We start from the raw sequence: 19,722 nt of genomic DNA, 5'->3' as shown, positions 1-19,722 counted from the left end.
CTGTTGATATGCTTTTTAACGGAATACATCATATAGGTGAAGCTTAATATTCAAAATTATATTCTCCTTGTGTTTTAAATCCCTCAAAATCACGCATGTGACTATACCGTGGATAACTCTCAAAAATTTCATACCCATAGGCTCGAGGATCGTTTTGAGCCTTCAATATGCTGTCTAGTTTGGTACTTAGGTGACTACGAAGCGAGGCATACTCCGGATTTTCAGCAAGATTGATAATACATCCTGGGTCTTTCTGAATATCATAAAGTTCTTCTTTGGGACGTTTTTGAAAACCCAAATGAAATAATTCGTGTGCACGAGGTTTATCCTTATCCTTGAGCATATACGCTTTTGACGGGGAATCATCAATGTCATGATAATGAGGGGGGTCGCCCGAATCCGACGGATTCCCAGCAGGCCAGCGTTCCGGTTTGGGATTCCGTATATACAAATAGCGCTGTGTCCGAATGGAGCGGGAAGGATAACCTAAATTTTCAGGTCGTGCATGGGTATGCCGCTCCCGGCCAGTTAACACCACTTTTCTCGAAGTATCAACTTGTCCGCTGCTATCAGATTTCAAAATATTTAACAAACTGCTTCCTGTGGTTTGTTCTGGAATCTCCACACCAGCCACCTGTAAAAAAGTGGGAGCAAAATCAATAGAGCTGGTTAGATCGTGTACCACGCGTCCCTTCGGTATCTCATTGGGCCAGCTTATAGCTAAAGGAACGTGCGTACCATACTCATATAAATTGGCCTTAGCGCGTGGAAAGGGCATCCCATTATCTGAGGTTACCACAACCAATGTATTATCTAATGCTCCTCTCTTCTTTAACAGATCCAACATCTGTTTAAGATGATGGTCAAACCACTCAATCTCTAGAAAATAGTCCAGAATATCGCTACGTATCTGAGGAGCATCCGGCAAGAAGGAAGGGACTTTTACATTATCAGGATTTTTTCCTGCCTTAATCCCAGATCCTTTCTTATATCCGCGATGCGGTTCATGGGTGCCTACCCAGAAGAAAAAAGGTTTACCAGGCTCTCGGGAATCTAAAAACTCACGAAAGTTAGCTGCATAATTGACTTCACTTACCGATAAAGACGGTTTATTCTGTAGTAACACATCTTTGTATTCCGGACCCGCTGGATTTCTCGAGCGGTCATTATATCTCCAATTGCCAGGCCCCCATCCTTTCCCGGTATATCCTATTTGATACCCTGCACTTTCTAACAGATCCGGGAAAACCTGAAACTTTTTGGGGAAATTACTGGCATGAGTTCCGGCTTCTTCAAGCTCCCAAATATTTCGCCCCGTTAGAATGGCCGCCCGATTGGGACTACATTGTGGAGCGCCAGCAAAGGCATTTGTAAATAAAACTCCTTCTCGTGCTACCTGATCAAAAGCAGGGGTATTAATTTCCGGCGTTCCATATGCACTAGCATGTGGCCATGACTGGTCATCAGAGATAACAAACAGGATATTCGGAGACTTATCCGACTCTTCATTTGTCCCAGAATAGATATTTTTTTCTCCAATAAATGCAGATAAAAGGATTCCTCCCCAAAGAACTACTAACGCTGATAACCAATACTTCATATGAATCTAAAGTTGATATAAGACTTCGGTTAAAGTCTAACTGATTATGTTTTCGGCTGTCTGGGCTCTAGGCGAGCTTTTTTACATCAAATAAAACGTTTGTATCATGGATATAAATAACCTAAATACTCTCAAAGTTATACCTGCTAGTAAAACTAAATTATTTTCGTATTATGCAGTGGCTATTGAACTCAAAAATTGTAGAGTTCTGCCGATTCATTGGGGAAACTGTAAGTTTCACCATGGGCTTTGAGATAACTTCCCAAGTACCCTTCCTAAGTCATCTTGTTTTGAAAATGGATTTAGAGAAGGACTCGGGAAAAGTCTCTATGAGACTTTTCGATATTTACTTCCTTCTTGAATTGATCCAAAGACACACATTAAATTCTAATTTTGGGTATAGCCATTAGAACATTACTAACAACTTTACACGGTTAGATTTTTAAGATCGAATATACTAGAGCCTAGCCTGTTAACACTATTTGAGTACTGATGAAATTGGGTTAATAAAGATGTTGTAAACCATGGTGTAGTCGTGCTACTGTAGCTACTATAGTAATCGACAATGCAGGATGGCAGGAAGTATAGGCCCATTTTGGGCATAACCCAAAGGAATGTCCCCTGGATTACCTAAAATGTGCTCCGTAGGAAAAACCCAGCTAACGTTAACAGGCCCCTGCCCTAGCATATACTACACTGCGCAAATGATTTTATTATGATCAGAAAAATAATGTCAAGCGCCCCCCTTAAACCCTGGGTTTCCAACCTGGCTCATACTCTCGCTCCCACAGGGCCATAGCCTCGTGATCATCAATAATATGACCATTCTCAGGATTACAGTTAAGATTTCTGCCTACCCGCTGAGCTATATTTCCAAGATGGCATAATAAAACACTTTTATGCCCTTTTTCTATTTCTGCGGTAGGTTCAGCCTTACCACGGATACTTTCCAAAAAGTTGTGGATATGGTATGAATCCAAATCTACCCCAGGGCCTGTAGTATCCAAGGTATCAGTATCTTTTTGGCTGTCACTTACCTCTTTTACCAACTCATTATTTTTGTTGTATACAGAATATTCGTTTCCACCAGTAATCACAATAGTTCCCTTTTCTCCAAAAAACTGAACTCCGCGACCACTTCCTTCTATTGGATAGGAATTACAGCTTCGACCTTCCCAAGTAAGAGATTTTTCACCCTTAAAGTCGAACCCGATAACTTGAGTATCCGGTGTTTCCCAGTCATCAGAGTAATGATACCTACCACCAGAAGAGCTTACCCTTATTGGATAATCCACGTTTAACCCCCATCGCATCACATCAATTTCATGAGTCCCGTTATTACAGGCCTCACCAGTGCCCCAATTCCAGAACCAATGCCAATTATAGTGAATCAAATTATCCTTATAGGCTCGACGTGGTGCAGGTCCTTGCCAGAGCTCATAATCTAGATTCCCAGGCACAGGAACCTGTTTCCCGACACCAATAGGACCTCTATCATTTGCATACCAGCCCTTCGCAAAATAAACATGTCCGATGATACCATCTTTAATATCTTCCATACACTCGATCATGTGAGGCCAAGAACGACGCTGGTTCCCCATCTGCACCACTCTTCTATTTTTTCTGGCTGCCTGAACTAGTAACTCGCCTTCTCCTGGATTGTGACTACAGGGTTTCTCTACATACACATGCTTCCCAGCATCGCAAGCCAAAATACCAGCCGGGGCATGCCAATGGTCTGGTGCAGCAATTACCAAGGCATCCACATCACTATTATCAAGTATATTACGAAAATCTTTTACAGCTTCAGGTTTCGATGATTGTCCATTAATAACCCTTTTAACTCCTTTAGCCAACGCTTTTTCTTCGACATCACATACGTGAGTCACCCGGGTGTTTTTTTCATTAACAAAATTCTCTGCTAAGGAGCTCCCGCGACCATTCACTCCCATTATGGCGACATTTAGGCGATCATTTGCCCCAATGATATTTCCATAGCTCTTAGCGCTAAGTCCAAAGGAAACACCTGCAGTTCCTAATGCTATTTTTTTTAAAAATTCTCGCCTTGTATTCTTTTTGTTTTCCATTTTCATCCAATTATTGGTTATTAATTTGATTTTCTAATAAGGGACACTCAGAAATCAATTACTCGGAAGTACCCTTAGCTTTATGTTGCGAAATGAAATCGGATCACCATGAGCTTGTAAAAGAATATGCCCCACTTCAACTTCACCAAAATTTTCATAGATATGATATTTGCTTTTCGCAACTAACTCCTTATACCCTGGACTCCCTAAATTATAAGAAACCACTTTATCTCCATTTAACCAGTGCTCACACTGGTTTCCATCCACAACAATACGGGCATTGTTCCATTTACCTTCAGGATACACCTGCTTTTGTGACGAAGCGGGAATCATATCGTAAAGTGAGGAGATCGTTCTATTACCGTCTTGCCCTCTTTTCGCATCTGGATGGTGTTCATCATCTAGAATTTGATATTCGAGACCCAGATAATTGCCTTCATGCCCTGGATAGTTGTTTACCACGTTATACTTTATCCCACTGTTTCCCCCTCTCTCTATTTTAAACTCTAAGGATAGCTCGAAATTTGCATATTGCTTTTTAGTAATGATGTCCCCACCTCCATGGCCGTTTTCTACTGGTACAAAGGATAGGATACCGTTTTCAACTCTCCATCCCTCTTTGGGGAATTCTTGACTATGGGTAGATCGCCAAGATTCAGTAGACATACCATCAAAGAGGAGTTCCCAGCCATTCTTTTGCTCGGCTTCCGTTAATACATTTATTTGATTTGATTGATTGGTTTCTAATTGGCCATCATCAAAAGACTTCTTTTCACAGGAAGTTGTTATGAATACAAATACACCAAATCCGAAAATGATAACTGAATACCGTAGAAAAAAGGTTATTGTAGTTTTCATATAAATTAAATGATCAAAAGTTAGACATACATCTCAAACTGACTTAGAGATTAACCCTTATTTTAAATTATCAAAGCACGAGAGCACCTTAGTTCATACAATGAATATGATCACTCTCAGCTTTTCCAAAGTTTTATCGGGTTTATTATTAAAGGTGGATCTACTTAAACTTTATATAATTAACTACCATAGCATTTAGAGATAAATTACTCTAAATGCTATGATTGGATAAGAACTAATAGCCAGAATTTTGTTCAAAATTTGGGTTAGCCTCCATAACTTCTAGGGGAATAGGAAACAATAGTTGGTGCTCTTGTATCTGATCCGGAATTCCCAACTCTTCTCGCTTTGAATTCATCACCTCTAATGCCCTTTGGGTTCGAACCAAATCAAACCACCGATGATTTTCAAATGCAAGCTCTACTCTTCTTTCCTGCTCTACAGCTAAACGAAATTCTTGTTGATTCTCTACTCTGAGATCTGGATTGGAGTTTGTCGATGTTTTGTCTGGAAGACCAGCTCGATTTCTTACTCTATTTAGAAGGTTAAAGGCTTCACCATCAGCTTGATACTCAATTTCATTTAAAACTTCTGCATACATTAACAGAATATCAGCATACCGTAAAACAGGCCAGTTGTTATCAGAATCTCCATCTTGAAATGGTACATCCATATACTTTTTTACATATCTCCACGGAACAAAATTACCCTCCTCATCGGTATATCCAGGCTCCATCGAGATATCTTTTCTTAAGTCTCCGTCCTCATAAGCATCTTCCATGTCTGCAGTAGGTGCATTCACAGAACCTGTCCCCCCAACTTTAACAATAGTGTTACCAGAAAATCTGGGAGCAAAGGCATTTGCAAAAGGACTACCGGTCCCGGTCCCACCTTTTTTATATTGTACCTCAAAAAGAGATTCCTTACTGTTTTCATGTTGAAGATCCCACAAATGGGCATAGTCTGTGAGTAGATCATATACACCAAGACCTATTACTTCTTCTAATTTCTGCTTCGCGTTTTGATAGTCTTGCCTGGTAAGATAAACCTTAGCCAAGATCCCCAAAGCGGCGCCCTTTGTAGCCCTACCTATATTTGCTCCTGAATAAGAAACAGGTAGTGATTCTGCAGCAAATTCTAAGTCCTCAATAATTTGTTGGTATACTTGTTCTTTAGCAGTTCTACCCATTTCATATGCCTCAGTGGGAGATATTTGTGTAGCTACCATTGGTACATCCCCAAAAAATCTTACTAGGAAAAAATAATCTAATGCACGTAAAAAACGTACTTCTCCCTTATATCGATTTTTTAAGTTAGCATCTAGCTCTACTCCGTCAATTTTATCCAGAACTACATTACAACGCAGAATGGAATTATAAAGGTCATCCCAAGTATCATGGAGATAGCTATTAGAAGAAGCTAACCTAAAATTATAAATACTGGTTAGATCAAAAGAGCTTCCAGATACCCATGTAGCATATGTATTGTCTGATCGCATCTCTGCAAATCTATAGAAAGCAGAATTAAACATCCCTCCACTACGCAAAGACGCATAGGCCGCATTAACTGCGTTGTTTATATCATCCGCAGTCTTATAGTAATTCTTTTCATTTATCTCTGATTCAGGAGCTATATCGATTGGCCCCTCACATGCAATCATCAATAAATTTACAACACAAAGTAGAAATATTGCCTTTTTCATGGTGAACATCATTTAAAATTGAAATTTATTTTCTTACCTAAATTGAGATATTAAATCCAAGTGTAAATACTCTTGCCGGAGGATAACCAGTATAATCTCCCCCTCTAGTAAGTCCAGTCCCTGCAGTACTCACTTCAGGATCAAATCCAAAGTAGTTTGTAAATGTATATGCATTACGAACAGAAAGATATATTCGACCGGACTGGAAAGGAAGATTAGATATTTGAGAAAAGTTATATCCCAAAGTGATATTACGAACACGCAAATAGCTCCCATCCTGTACCCAATAACTAGAAGGCTCCTTTTGAAGGCCTTCGTATAACCTATTAGCGATAAAATAATGCCCGTCACCAGGCTCCTCAGGAGATCTGTATCGATTTACCGCGTTTTTCCTTGCATTTCGATCACCATGATACCACTTGGTAAATCTTGAGGACGTGGTAAAAACTTCCCCCCCATATGACCCTGTCATTTGGACACTTAAATCAAAATTATTGTATTCAAAGTTATTATTTATACCAAAGGTAAAATCAGGTTGATTATTACCAATTATTGTCCGATCACCTGTATTTATAACTCCATCTCCATTTACGTCCCTAATAATAGGATCACCTAAACCATCAGTAGATAAATGAGGATAGTTTTCTAGATCTTCTTGTGTTTGAAATACACCGATGAAATCGTATCCATAATAATTTGCAATAGGTTCACCAACCATTGTAACAAAGCCATTTGGTACGTTGGGTGAGCTTGCAAAAATAGGCTGGTTATTAGGGCCAGTAGATAAAACAGTATTTTTATTGAAGGAAATATTCAAATTGGTTTGCCAATTAAAATTCCCTTGTATATTTCGGGTGTTGAGATCAAATTCCAATCCTTTATTTTCAACTTCTCCTATATTTTGAAGCTGACTATTGTAACCTGTAATAGTTGGTATTGGAACAAACAGTAATAAATCATTAGTGATAGTATTATAGTAATCCGCCTCAAAAAATATTCTATCTTCAAACAAACCAACTTCTAATCCTATATCATATTGACGTGCCTTTTCCCACGACAAATTTGGATTAGAAATCGTCTGAGGACTCACACCAGTGATTACACTGCCTGATCCAGAGCCAAATACACTATTAACCGTTGACAAAGTACCTATCGATCCATAGTTAGGAATTGCATTATTCCCTGTATAGCCAAAACTAGAACGAATCTTTAATTCACTGATAGATTCTATATCTTGTATAAAGCCTTCTTCTGACAGACGCCATCCTACTGAAATAGAAGGGAAAAAGCCCCACTTATTATTGTCTCCAAACCTAGAAGATCCATCGGCCCGTATAGTTGTAGTTAAGAGGTACCTACTATCGTAGGTATAGTTTACTCTTGCTAGGTAAGACATTAATGAAAATTCAGAAACAGATGAGTACCCATCAGTTACCTGTCCTGCATTTAAAGTATGTACTTGATCATTAGGGAAGTTTGTAGCTTCAAGACCATTAAACTCACTTCTCTGGGCCTGATAAGTAACTCCTGCCACAGCATCAATCGAGTGTTTATTGAATTGCTGATTGTATGAAAGCGTATTCTCCCATAACCAATTAGCGGAACTAGAGGTACTAGATTCAGCTTCCACTGGGTTAGGTGCGGGATTTGAATCAACATTTACAAAAGAGGGCTGATAAAATGAATTTCGATTTTGACTAAAAAAACCGCCCAATGATGTTTTGAAATTTAGGTGCTGGGTAAGTTCCCAATCAACATAACCTTGCCATAAAGTTCTATAATTTTTAGTAACATCATCAATCTCCAACGCAGACTCTACAGGACTTGGATCATCCCCATCCCAGAGAGAAGTAGTCAGGGGACTTCCGTACCAATCTTCATCTGCATCCCAACTAGGATATATCGGAGGAACAACCAAAGAAAGCTCAACAGGACCGTATTTGCCATTCTCCACTTGATTGGATTTGGAATACGAGGCGGTCATATTCAAACCCATTTCTAACCTATCTGCTACAGTCCCGGAAACATTTGTACGAATATTCATCTTTTTATGATCCGTTCCAATAACGATACCCTGCTGATCGGTATAACTCCCTGAGACCAGATACCTCGATGTTTCAGTACCTCCAGAAATTTGTGCCTGATAATTTTGTATAGGTACTGTTCTAAAAATTTCATCTCCCCAATTTGTATTTGGTAGGGTAGAAGGGTCATTAAATTCTTCAGGGATCATATAATAAGTTTCGGTTCTCTCACTATTGGGATCATCCGCTTCACCTCCTGCTTGTATCCAAGCATTATTATGAGCATCCTTAAACCACTCTACATATTCCTGTGTATTCAACATTTCTGGCCTTCGTTCTACTTGCTGTATTCCAGTGTAGGCACTAATCTCAATCTTTGTATCTCCAGAATGTCCTTTTCTAGTCGTTATTAAAACTACACCGTTATTACCTCTAGAACCATATATAGCCGTTGCGGAAGCATCTTTCAATACTTCTATGGATTCAATATTATTGGGATTAATCATATTTACATCACCCTCATCCTCCAATGGGAAGCCATCTACAACATATAATGGTGAATTCCCAGCTGATATTGAACCTGTCCCACGAATCCTAACCATAATTCCACCTTCTCCAGGAGCGTGGCCGGTTTCCTGCACATGGACACCTGCTACTTGTCCTGAAAGCCCCTCAATAAAATTGGTTATGGGCTGCTCTTGCACCTGCTGAATCTTTTCAGAAGATACTCTCGAAATAGAACCCGTTATATCATTCTTCCGCTGTGTACCATAAGCCACAACAACCATTTCTTCACCCATAATTGCTTGGGAAGTCAATTGAACGTCAATCACTGTCCGTCCATTAATGGGAACTTCCATCGTTTGATATCCAATAAATGAAAATAACAGCGTGTCTTGCAGGCTCTTAACATTCATACTATAAGAACCATCAGTATCGGTGGAGGCACCCGTTGTTGTTCCCTTTATGACTACATTAACTCCTGGTAGAGCCTCACCGGATGCAGCTTCAGTAACTGTTCCGGATACCGTCTCCAGCTGGTTAGTTGGTTTCTCTTTCAGCCTTTCAAAAAAGAATAGTTGTCCACTTGCTGAAACACCGAATCGAAGGGATGTACCTCTCAGGACATTCCAAAGTGCCTGTTTTACCGTAACAGTTGAAGGGCGAACATTCACCTTTTTATCTAATGGAATTAATTGCTCGCTATAGGATAGCTCCAATTCGGCTTGATCTGCAATGTCCTGCAATGCTTTCTCTAAGGGCTTTTTGCCTTCTTCAAGATGAATCATTTTCATCAATTTATGTGAATACCCATCTTTATCGCCCAGATTGGTGAACTTCTGTTCGTTTTCTCCTAGATCAACAAAAATGTCTTGGGGATTCTGTGCAAAAACAGCACTTGCATTTATGCTTAGCATCAATAGCAGAAGCCCGAAAAACTCCGACAATTGTATACTTAGTATCTTTTTTCCCATCATCATACATTTTCTCCGTTTAGTTTATCTTAACTTGTCCTTTGTTTTTTAACTTGTTCCCTTCATAAAAAGTAATCGTTCGTCCTTGGCGTGTGTAAGAAACATCCATTGAAATTGAGAGTACATCTAACACCTCACTCATTGGCATATTATCATACGTAGCCGTTAAAGTGCGCTTAGCAAAGCTAGAAGCATCTCCCTTTACTTTACAATCTATATCGAACCAACGCTCCAAGCGTTTTAGAACAACCGGGAATGGGGCACTGCGAAAAGCAAGTTCCCCCTCTGTCCATCCCACGTACTGGTCCATATGATCAATATCAGATACTGTCAACCCTCCAACATCTTTTAATACTCCCAGCTTATTGGGTGTCAACTCTACAATATCTTTTTGTAATTCACCCTCTTTTACCCTACCCATTGACACCAATCCCTCTTTTACCGCTACCTCTATGCTTGTGGAATCATACGCCGTCACATTAAATTGGGTTCCTAAATCTTTCGTATAGGTATCATAAGAAACAACAATAAAGGGGGCCTCCTCATCGTGCTTTACCTCAAAAAAGGCTTCCCCAACCAAGTAAAGCTTGCGGACTCCTGTGCCATAGTTTTTGGGGATCCGCAAGCTACTGCTTGAATTGAGGATGACTTTTGTTCCATCGCTCAATATCAAATTCGTGCGTTGCCCTCTAACAGTACTAATCTCTTGGTAAGATGATTCTTTTTCTGTTACGGGCATGCTTTGAACCTTGAATTGTTCAATGACAAAAATCAAAGCCAAAATTAATAACATGACCGCAGCCGCTGAATACGACCAGAAGGCAGGGCTACGGCCTCGTTTTATGTACTTTATTGAATATGGTTTATCAATAGCCTGCCCTGTGAATCTTGACGAATAGTCAGTATCCTGGAGATTATCAGGTTTCAAATTATTTTTTTGAAACTGGTCCCATGCAGCCCTAGCATCTGTATCAAATTCAATGTTTTCTTCTTCGCTCCACTCTTCAATAAAGGATATAAAGAAATCTTCATTTGCAGGATCTTTCTTAAGCCAAACCCCCACTTTTCGGAGTTCCTCTTCATCACAATCGCCTTTTACATATTTGTATAATATTTTCCAGTTCATACGACCTTTTTTGCTTTGGTTCACTAGGATTACGATTGAAAAATCGGTTACCCTTACATTTTTTTTAAATTTGGGGGGGGGGACTCAACACTTTTTAGGAGTGCATTGGGGAGAGATCAGCAATGAAGATTTTCAAAGTGAACCTGCCATAAACCCTCAATTGTATATAATAGCAGAATTCAATGGTGAATAAACCTAAAGATACTCAGATAGACTCACTCTAAGTTTCCTTAGGACCCTTCTCATATGAGTTTCAACAGTTTTTACAGAAATGTCGAGATATTCTGATATTTCTGTATACGTCAGCCCTTCTTCGCGGTTTAGCTTGTAAATTTGACGGCCTCGTGGTGGTAAATCACTAATTGATTTTTTAACAGCTTCTCTAAAATCTTGATAATCATCTACTTCCCGATGATAGGATTTATTAAAACTTTTCCTCTTTTTTTTCTGTTTAGACTCAGATATATATTTTTCAACAATTCTTTGGTGCTTAATGTGATCAAGGGCCTTATTGCGAGCCGTTTCAAACAAAAAACCACGCAGGTGTCCCAATGGATTTAGACTTCTTCTATTTTGCCATACTTCGGTAAATACCTCTTGAACAATTCCTTCAGCAACCTGCTTAGACCTCACATATTCCCATAGATATCGACAAAGTGCCGTATGATATTTTAGGTATGCAATTTCAAAAGCATATTCTTCGCCATCTCTTATTCTTTCTATTAGTAACGATTCACTACTTCCCTTTACATTTCCCTCACTCATATCAAAATTTTATCGTGTATTATCTTTTCCTCTCAGCCCAATTTATAACTGCATTTCAAAAAGACGCCCAAATTAACATCTACTAATTAACCCTTGAACTTCCCTTAAAAAATTGATTATTCCAAGATAAATAGATCCCCGCCTTTTCATTACGGGGATCCTTGGTAGGGAAACCCAAGCGACAATATGGGAATATTAAATCGCTCAGATGGGGATAACTATCCTGATAAAAATTATTCAAACACTATACGTTTTTTAATTAGAATTTGTCTTCTATCTATCATTCATTAAGATTACGATTGAAAATTTGGTTACCCTTACATCTTTTTAAAAAAATACTAATCGCGGTCTACTATAAATCAGTGTTCATACAATAACCAAGAGATTATATTCCTCTTCTGTATTAATTGTCGTTGGCAAGAAAGTCCCGTTTGGTGCCTTAGCCTCAAATTAGCCCAATTAGGACTAATCTATATATATTTTTAACTTAGTTAACAACTAAGATGATTTTATTCCGAAAATTTTGTATGTTATTCCTGTTATGGAATCAGAAGACATCAGACAATTGCGACAACGATTGGGATGGAGCCTGGCCGACTTCGGTCGGTATTTTGGTGTGACCGCCCAAGCAGTATTGAAGTGGGAACGAGGCACGGCCCAACCTAATGATTTTGCGCTGGCAACCATGATACAGCTTAGAAGTGGATTGGACGCGGCAGTAGGGGAGCAACAGAAACAGCAATTTATAAATGGGCTTAAGCGAGCACTTCTCACTGGTGGCATCCTTGCCTTATTAGCCTATTTGTTTAACCAAGAGGATTAATCATGAAAACAAATACAACTACAGAGACCCTTTCGACAGACAATCGCATATTCTTAAATGGCAAACAGCTGGCCGAAGTGTTAGACGTTTCGCCGCCTTCTTTATCTGAAGCCGTTAAAAAGGGATATAATTGCGGGGGCTATCCCGTTGGTGAATGGGCAATCGTCTCAGATTCCGGGCGCATCAAAGGATATGACGTTCCCGAATTTCTTGTTTCTTGCAATCACCAAAAGTCAGAAAAACGACCGAATCCTGAGCAAAACGTACCTAATGAGGTTAATATTAGCCCTAATAAGGGTCAAAAACCTGCAAATCAGGCTCAGAACATCACACATAATTATTCCCTTTTACCTGAAGGAGAGGATTACGTTCGACCCGTTGGAATGGCAACCTTGCCATTAGTTATTAAAAAGGCATTAGAGCAGGATACGCCACAGAGCAGAGCAGTGATTACCGGAGGATTGACGGGAATAGGGGCCATCATTGGCCATGCTATTACCGAAAGTTCTGGTGGTGCAGGTATTGGTGCTGTTGCCGGTTTAGGTATTGCCTACTTTGCGTACAAATACTTTAATCCATATAACAATTTGAGCCAACAGCCAGCCTTGCAACAGGAACTAGTTAGACAAAAACTGCTAAACGCTGCTAATAAGGCTAATCAATCAGGCTTTTTGGCTAATTAGGGCTAATAGCTCAGTTAAAAGGTTTCGCTGAGGTCCCGTAACATTTCTATGGTATTTACACACGGTATATTAAAAGCGTTGCAGACGTCAGGGATCTTAATTTTTGTCTGACTATTTGGCGAGCTCACCTCATAGGTTACCAACGTTTGATTGGTAACCTTAGCATAAGCTACAAGCCAGGCATCCGCATTATCATATTCCATGAATTCCGTTATCGCTCCAGGCAGATACTGGTCAGACTTGCTTTGCGCCCAGCTCACCACTTGTTGGTACTGAGCAAGAACCGAATCCGTTTCGGTTTCTCTAAAAAATGAATCATCTAAATGGGTATCTATCCAATCGGTCAACTCATCTTCATTCTCAAATAATTCGTCATACACCTTGTCTATACTTACTATGATCTCTCTGTCAGCAAGGTCCTTAAGTTTTTCCCAAAAACTACTGGCAACATCAATGGGATAAATGGACCGGTGGGCTTGAATAAAGCAGTTCGCGTCAAGTACAAAATTCGACATTACAGCTCGTACTCTTTTATAGCTTTATGATACGTCTCACTTCGCAGGCCAGTAAGCTCGTAAGCATCCCGATAAAGAAGATTGTTCTCTTTCGTTGCTCTGTGAACCTCGGCAATAAACCGTGGATTTAATCTTTTCCGAAGCGTGGCATAAAAATTACCACCAGAGCTGCCTTCTTCTTTCTTCCTGTAAAACCCCTCCATGTAGCTATTGTAAAAGTCGAAAAAGGTGTCCTTTGTAATTTTACCTAAATCAAGCGCTCTCCGGCCGACCACAATAGGACTCACCTTAAATTTCTTTGCTAAAGTCTTAAAATCCTGATGCTCATCCCATAAATCATGAAAGACATCCTCGGGGACCAAAAACTCGGCAGCAATTTTATCACACAGGCGCTCAACCTCGTTTTCCGTGGGTTGCATGTTCCGAAAATCAAAACCCGCACTTTCTCCAATCCAAACATGAGCCAGCTCATGAATGATCGTGAACATTTGAGCAGCTTTGGAGTCGGCAGAATTAATAAACAGGAATGGGGCGTAATCATCCACAAGGACAAATCCCCGGCATTCATCTACCGGTATTTTTCGGTGTGTATTGTTGCCTACGATACTGTTAAATGTGACAATAATTCGATGTTCTTCAATCGTGCGTGTCAGCTTATCTAACGCATCCTCCCAATTAGTGGCATCAGTTGCCCAAAGTTTCGTTAAGCCAAGAACGTCTCTAATGCTATTGGTTATTTCACTAACATCATTGCTACCCTTGTACTTACCGACAAAGTCCAATGCTTCATAATCATTCTTCTCGTAGTACTCACTAAGCCATCGTTGCCGTTTTTGAAGGGTCAGGATGGTATCTCTCACATTCAGGCTAACCTCACTGGTCTCACCACCAAGTGTCCTAAAAAAGGGAATAGGCAAAGGTTCATCAGGTGGTGCATCCAAAAATAGATACCCAAAAGGCAGGTTCACTTTATTAGCGAAATCCCTGAGTTGAGGAATGGTAGGCTCTTTTTCGTCATCAAGCCAATCCTTGACCCTTGGAAATTTTTCTTTAACAAAGGTGTTCATCTCAAAGCCAGCCCTGGAGATAGCCCAGCTTAACATCTCATTTTTTATGTTGATGCCACCTTTCATGTAATTGTTAGACTATTGGGTTTATAGCAAAATCGATTTTAACAAATTTCTTGAATCTTCAACAGCACTAAAATATAAATCTTTCACAAAAGACCATATGTAATGACAAAAACTACAACAATTACTCACCCTTGGGAATTGCAAGACAAAAAGCCCGATTAAACGCCATATAGGCCGATCTTGGACCCCTCTTCCAAATTTCGATTCTAAGCGCCTATCTCGGAAAGGTTAATGGTTTATTTTACTGATTGAAAAGAATATTTTTGGGAATTATCCCAAAGCCTTTAAATCAAAAGCGTGTAAATAGTTTATCAGCTTTTTTTCTTCATTATTTTCTACCCACGCATCTTCATCATGACTAATATTTGATATTTCAGATGTTTTCTTTCCGTCAAACCGACGAACGACATCCTCTAGAGTCTTCAGCTCATCATCGGTAAATAAATCAGCATTGAAAGATTTGTCGCCCGGAAAAAACTGCCTGCAAATACTATCCTCATAGCGCGTTTCATCATATTTTATATTGATAAAGCCCTTTTCCTCAGCCTCTTCAAAAATGGCACCGTACTTTTTTAAAACGGGCCCGTATTGGATAGCTCGATATTCCGTTCCAGAAATTGAAAAACAGGTTCGCTTGAAAAAGGTAAAATCCGAATAAAACATCAGCTTATTCATGCCGGTCTCCCACGGGTTCATCTGCTCAGCAAAGAACAATATCATATTCATCACCCTTTCAAGATTCGGCTCCCGAAATCCATTGTATTCATTCGGCCTGCGATCCCCTAATAAATATTCTATCAGGTTTAACTTGGGGGTAGTCGTTTCTTCGTAAATAATCTTTTCAATCTGACGAATTTTTTTATCAAGTGTCTTTCCTTCTAATACATTACTTGCCTTCAAAAATTCAAGGAAATCCTCCGGATCCTTGGCCGCCTGAATCAACCGTGCATTGGACAGGCTCGGCATAGAGCCATTTTCATATTGGTTGTACTGGTTCTCCCCAAACTCAAGAATAAGCGACATTTTACGAGCACTTAACCCATATTTCTCCCGAATACTCCGCATCTCCTCAGGGAAAGGGATAGAGTGGGTCTTTCGGTACAGGTTGTGCACCTGGGTAATATTAATCTCATCAAGTTCATCAGTTGTAAACTCCGTTCCGGTATCCTCACAGATGTAGTAATGGTACTTGATTGTAAATTTCTCCTTGCGGAATTCCAGATCGCGTTGCTCTGTCTCCAGCCGTGCGGGTCCACCAGTAATTGGGCTTTCCATAGGATTGCTCATGATTTTTTTAAAGGATAGTTCATTTCGTATTCAGCAATGTGAAACGAAATACATATCACCGGTTTACTCTCTTTGCCTAATGTTATCTTAATATAGACTTCTTCGTTTTTCACGATTTTTCCGAAAACCCATAAATTGGATCCCCAATCAAATTCGTCTGGTTTTGGGCCTTCGCTGTAGTCTTCAACCTCCAATTTTAACAGGATATCCTTTCGCTCCTTGGGTGTGATTTCCAGGTCTAACAGTGCCTGCGTGTTTTTTGACCTGTCATCCAAGAAGACAATTCGCCAGGTTTTTACCTTTTGTTTGAAACGTTTTAAGAATTGTTGAACGGCTTTTCTTTGATTCATTAATTATATAACAAATTTCAACGTAATACAACTTTATAATGTTGTTTATTTAACAAATAAGCCTTTAATACAATGTTATAATTGCACACGTGCATTTGGCACTTAACCAAAGACTGACCTTAAGGATTCCATTCGATAACATCTTCTTCCACCCCGGCATAGACCTCATCAATCTCCTGCTGTAGCTCAATGGTATGATAGATGGCAGTAGCCACCTTGCAGTAGTGTTGAATTTCATCATTGGTGAGCTTTCGTTCCCTGCGGTCATAGAGATACTTATCCAGCACCTGGTAGCCACCGACCTGGTAATTCCAAACCTCCTCGGGGATCCCCTCAAAGTATTGCCCGTCCTTGTTGATATAAACGCGCTCGTCTTCGGCTTGGTAATTTCTACCAATCCTTTTCTCTTTAGCTACTACTTTTGAACCCTTCCCCTCAAATTTGACGATAGGCGTGTTGAGTTTGTCGGATTTCATCAAGTGCAGACTCCCTAATTGCTCACCTAATGAGGCTAAATCCCTGAATAATTCATAGTCTGTGGTAAAAGGTATTCTTGGAAAGTCACCTTCCAAAAGCTCTGCATAAGTTTGGCGGTAGGCTGGAGCATATAGAACCCCATAGATATAAAAAAGAAGTTGTTCTGGGTTTGGTCGCTCTCCATAAGTGTGTTCCAGAAGTTTGTAAAACTCTTTATTTAGATTAGGTTTTCGCTCGATGCTATCAGAATTTTCTTCAAATACCAGTGACAAAGTACCGCCCGCATTTTTTCCATTATTTTTGGAATAGAGATATAAAGGAAATAGGTAGTTAGTTTCTTTAATTGAGACAGTGTGGTGTTGCATTAGACCATCCATTATAAATGCATGCTCCCATAGCATATCTATTTCAACACCTCTGCTTGTAGATATTGCCAGATTATCACCGGCAAGCATGTGTTGCATTATGTCCTCCCTTCCTCTATCAACCACTGCAGGATGGTAGAAAAACTCTCTCTTATCAAAAGGACGGTATAAAATTTGCTCAAAATGGTTAACCAATTCTACTCCTTTCAGCTGCTCCCTTGCATCTTTAATATTCCAAGCTTTGGTCTCATTTAGATTAAACCTTTCTTTAATCCATTGGTCCTCCTCATTTGAATGAGCAAAAGTCTTGATTCGGGCTTTAAGTGTATTAGCATCAACATCGATAACAAAATCATCCCTATGTGTTTTTATACCTGTAGAGTAACTCTCAAAAATATTTGTCAACTTCGCATATTGCTGATATTTCTCCCTCAAATCATAATCCAACTCGGTAAAGAGATAGAATTCTGATTTGGGAGTTATTTCCGTCCATTCGGTATTCCTGAGATCATGCTTTTCCAGCCAATCATATTTCTCGCTACGCTTGCCGTACAGATCACCTCGTAATATTCGTTTAGGCTTATCAGCTTTTTTGATCATGCTGTGGATGGCCACGCCCTGTTGGATATCAAATACATTTTCATCTTTGGACCCGTCGGGAGCGGTCTCTTTTTTGCGGTAATTGCCGTGCAGATCCAGAACGGCAATCTCATCAAAACTTTTCATCAAGGACTCCCGCATGCCCCGGAATGTGGGATTGTCGAGGTACCCGTGGTTGGTAATCATGCTGACCACCCCCTGGCCCAGCTGATCGATCTTCCATTGGGCAAAGCGGATGAACTTCACATAGTCATCTTGCAACATCTTCGGGTTGCGCTCTCCCAGGGGCTTCCCATCTACTTTGTAATAACCGTCATCTTTGTGACCATTTTCATGCGTATATCCCTCTTTAAGCAGGTTATCAATCCATTCATTGTCATTGAAGGAATTGCCGGAATAGGGCGGATTGCCAAGGATAACCAGTACTTCCTCATCTTTTTTCACCTTGCCAGCAGCCTCACTTTCTTCACTAAGGCTGTGCATGCCCGGAAGCTCGGTTTGTTCCAGATCCTCCATCTCCAGGGTATTGGTCAGATAGAGCTTAAACCGTTCATCATCACTCATTTCATATCCCAGCTCGTCCAACACAAAGCCCATCTTCAGGTGGCCGATTGCATAGGGAGCCATCATCAGCTCAAAAGCGTAGAAGTGTTCCAGCAGGTGCTCCTTAATGAGGCCCGAAATATCTCCTGACCCGTAGTGCTCTTTATACTCTTCCACAGCCACCCCCAACGCCTCGGCGATAAATGTCAATGTCCCGGCAGCCGGATCCAGCATCGTAACAGATTTGTCAGCTAACCCCAACGGCTTGTCAAAATCGTCTTTCAGGGTTTGGTGGACCGAACGGACGATATAGCTAACCACCGGTTCCGGCGTATAGTACACGCCGCGCTGCTCCCGCACCTTGGGATTGTATTCCGTCAGGAAGGTTTCATAGAAGTGAATAATCGGGTCATTGCCCCGCCCTTCCTCATAGAACCGGTTCAAGATTTTCTGGATATCAGCCACGTTCAAAATCTCTGACAGATCATCAACGATCCAGCTGATATTCTGGGGCAGGTCGCTGTACGAAATGAATTGGAAAACGTCTTTAAGGATACCGATCGTGGATGGAATAAACCTTACGGCATTCTCACGGGTGAAGGTCTCATTGGCCCGTGTCCGGGCTGCAAACAGGCCGTAAGTCACCGTTTGAGCATAAAGGTCTGCAAATTGCTGCTTGTTGAGCCCCGCAATCAAATACTTTTGGAATGCCTGGAAGAAGCCCTCCAGTTTTTGATTTCCCTCATCCAGCAACTCCCGTTCGATGACGTGCTCTAAAAATCGCGTTCGCTTGGCCAGTTCTTTGGCAAGGGAAGATGCGTGATGGGTCTTGGGAGCAGAATGGGACAGAAATGTTTCTACTAGCTTGGTGAAATCATCCTGGTTCTCTACCGGTGGCTGTTCTCCCAGTTTCTCTGCAACAAAGGGTCGTCCAATGCTCACTTTATCGACGAGATCCCCATCTTTATAGAGGCGATATTCGAAGAAGTCAGTAAGAATCACATTGGGAAATGCGGATCGGTAGCGCTTGAGTTGCTCGGAGCGCTGAATCTTATCCAGGTTTTCTCCCGGCTTTTTAGCCTCAATATATCCAATCACCTTGTGGCTGCCATCCCACGCACGGAAATCCGGGTTCCCGGCCTCTGTTCTTTTGGGAAGGGCGGTAACAGTGGCATTCCTGGCATCCAACTGGTGTGAAAACCGCTCTAAAAATCGTTCAAAAACTCCATAATATGTTTCTTCCCGCGCATCTCCCTGATACATTTTCTTAGCGATGTCCCCGACAAATGACTCAATCATCTGAATAACC

14 protein-coding genes are annotated in these 19,722 nt (G+C 40.6%); 2 read left to right on the top strand and 12 right to left on the bottom strand.

Features of this window, described 5'->3' with window-relative positions:
• Positions 1 to 43: 43 nt before the first annotated feature.
• The 7 genes from NC796_RS02140 to NC796_RS02110 all read right to left on the bottom strand — a co-directional run bounded on the left by NC796_RS02140 (position 44) and on the right by NC796_RS02110 (position 11,637).
• Positions 44 to 1,600 (bottom strand): sulfatase, encoded by a 1,557-nt coding sequence (locus NC796_RS02140; protein WP_310681656.1) that lies wholly within the window; start codon positions 1,598 to 1,600, stop codon positions 44 to 46.
• Between the two features lie 746 nt (positions 1,601 to 2,346).
• A complete protein-coding gene (locus NC796_RS02135; RefSeq protein WP_310681653.1) occupies positions 2,347 to 3,687 on the bottom strand; it encodes a Gfo/Idh/MocA family oxidoreductase in 1,341 nt (446 codons plus the stop codon).
• A 54-nt stretch (positions 3,688 to 3,741) separates the two neighbouring features.
• On the bottom strand, positions 3,742 to 4,545 hold the full coding sequence (locus tag NC796_RS02130) for a DUF1080 domain-containing protein (protein ID WP_310681651.1): 804 nt from the start codon (positions 4,543 to 4,545) through the stop codon (positions 3,742 to 3,744).
• Between the two features lie 235 nt (positions 4,546 to 4,780).
• Positions 4,781 to 6,247, bottom strand: coding sequence for a RagB/SusD family nutrient uptake outer membrane protein (locus NC796_RS02125; RefSeq protein WP_310681648.1), 1,467 nt, complete (start codon positions 6,245 to 6,247; stop codon positions 4,781 to 4,783).
• 37 nt (positions 6,248 to 6,284) lie between these two features.
• On the bottom strand, positions 6,285 to 9,752 hold the full coding sequence (locus NC796_RS02120; protein WP_310681645.1) for a TonB-dependent receptor: 3,468 nt from the start codon (positions 9,750 to 9,752) through the stop codon (positions 6,285 to 6,287).
• Between the two features lie 13 nt (positions 9,753 to 9,765).
• The gene (locus NC796_RS02115; protein ID WP_310681643.1) at positions 9,766 to 10,872 is read right to left on the bottom strand and encodes a FecR domain-containing protein; all 1,107 of its coding nucleotides are present in this window, start codon (positions 10,870 to 10,872) and stop codon (positions 9,766 to 9,768) included.
• 195 nt (positions 10,873 to 11,067) lie between these two features.
• The gene (locus tag NC796_RS02110; RefSeq protein WP_310681641.1) at positions 11,068 to 11,637 is read right to left on the bottom strand and encodes an RNA polymerase sigma-70 factor; all 570 of its coding nucleotides are present in this window, start codon (positions 11,635 to 11,637) and stop codon (positions 11,068 to 11,070) included.
• A 541-nt stretch (positions 11,638 to 12,178) separates the two neighbouring features.
• On the opposite strand from NC796_RS02110, the gene NC796_RS02105 reads away from it, so the two are divergent.
• Both NC796_RS02105 and NC796_RS02100 read left to right on the top strand, forming a co-directional pair.
• Positions 12,179 to 12,460, top strand: coding sequence for a helix-turn-helix domain-containing protein (locus NC796_RS02105; protein ID WP_310681640.1), 282 nt, complete (start codon positions 12,179 to 12,181; stop codon positions 12,458 to 12,460).
• Between the two features lie 2 nt (positions 12,461 to 12,462).
• Positions 12,463 to 13,143, top strand: a complete 681-nt coding sequence (locus tag NC796_RS02100) for a hypothetical protein (RefSeq protein WP_310681639.1) — start codon at positions 12,463 to 12,465, stop codon at positions 13,141 to 13,143.
• Between the two features lie 14 nt (positions 13,144 to 13,157).
• On the opposite strand, the gene NC796_RS02095 is transcribed toward NC796_RS02100, so the two are convergent.
• The 5 genes from NC796_RS02095 to NC796_RS02075 all read right to left on the bottom strand — a co-directional run bounded on the left by NC796_RS02095 (position 13,158) and on the right by NC796_RS02075 (position 19,712).
• Positions 13,158 to 13,658, bottom strand: a complete 501-nt coding sequence (locus NC796_RS02095) for a DUF4411 family protein (RefSeq protein ID WP_310681637.1) — start codon at positions 13,656 to 13,658, stop codon at positions 13,158 to 13,160.
• The gene (locus NC796_RS02090) at positions 13,658 to 14,791 is read right to left on the bottom strand and encodes an ImmA/IrrE family metallo-endopeptidase (RefSeq protein ID WP_310681636.1); all 1,134 of its coding nucleotides are present in this window, start codon (positions 14,789 to 14,791) and stop codon (positions 13,658 to 13,660) included. Before NC796_RS02090 ends, NC796_RS02095 begins: the two co-directional genes overlap by 1 nt.
• Before the next feature lie 270 nt (positions 14,792 to 15,061).
• On the bottom strand, positions 15,062 to 16,066 hold the full coding sequence (locus NC796_RS02085) for a type II TA system antitoxin MqsA family protein (protein WP_310681635.1): 1,005 nt from the start codon (positions 16,064 to 16,066) through the stop codon (positions 15,062 to 15,064).
• Between the two features lie 8 nt (positions 16,067 to 16,074).
• Positions 16,075 to 16,428 carry a hypothetical protein gene (locus tag NC796_RS02080; protein WP_310681634.1) on the bottom strand — a complete coding sequence of 118 codons (354 nt, stop codon included), beginning with the start codon at positions 16,426 to 16,428 and terminating at the stop codon, positions 16,075 to 16,077.
• Between the two features lie 119 nt (positions 16,429 to 16,547).
• Positions 16,548 to 19,712: a type ISP restriction/modification enzyme gene (locus NC796_RS02075; protein WP_310681633.1), complete on the bottom strand. Its 3,165-nt coding sequence runs from the start codon at positions 19,710 to 19,712 to the stop codon at positions 16,548 to 16,550.
• Positions 19,713 to 19,722: the final 10 nt, after the last annotated feature.

This window comes from Aliifodinibius sp. S!AR15-10 (genome assembly GCF_031569985.1).
In the GTDB taxonomy this organism is placed as follows: Bacteria; Bacteroidota; Rhodothermia; order Balneolales; family Balneolaceae; genus JAMQKA01.
Note: the sequence above shows the minus strand (reverse complement) of the source record. Positions and strands in the feature narration are given on the sequence as shown.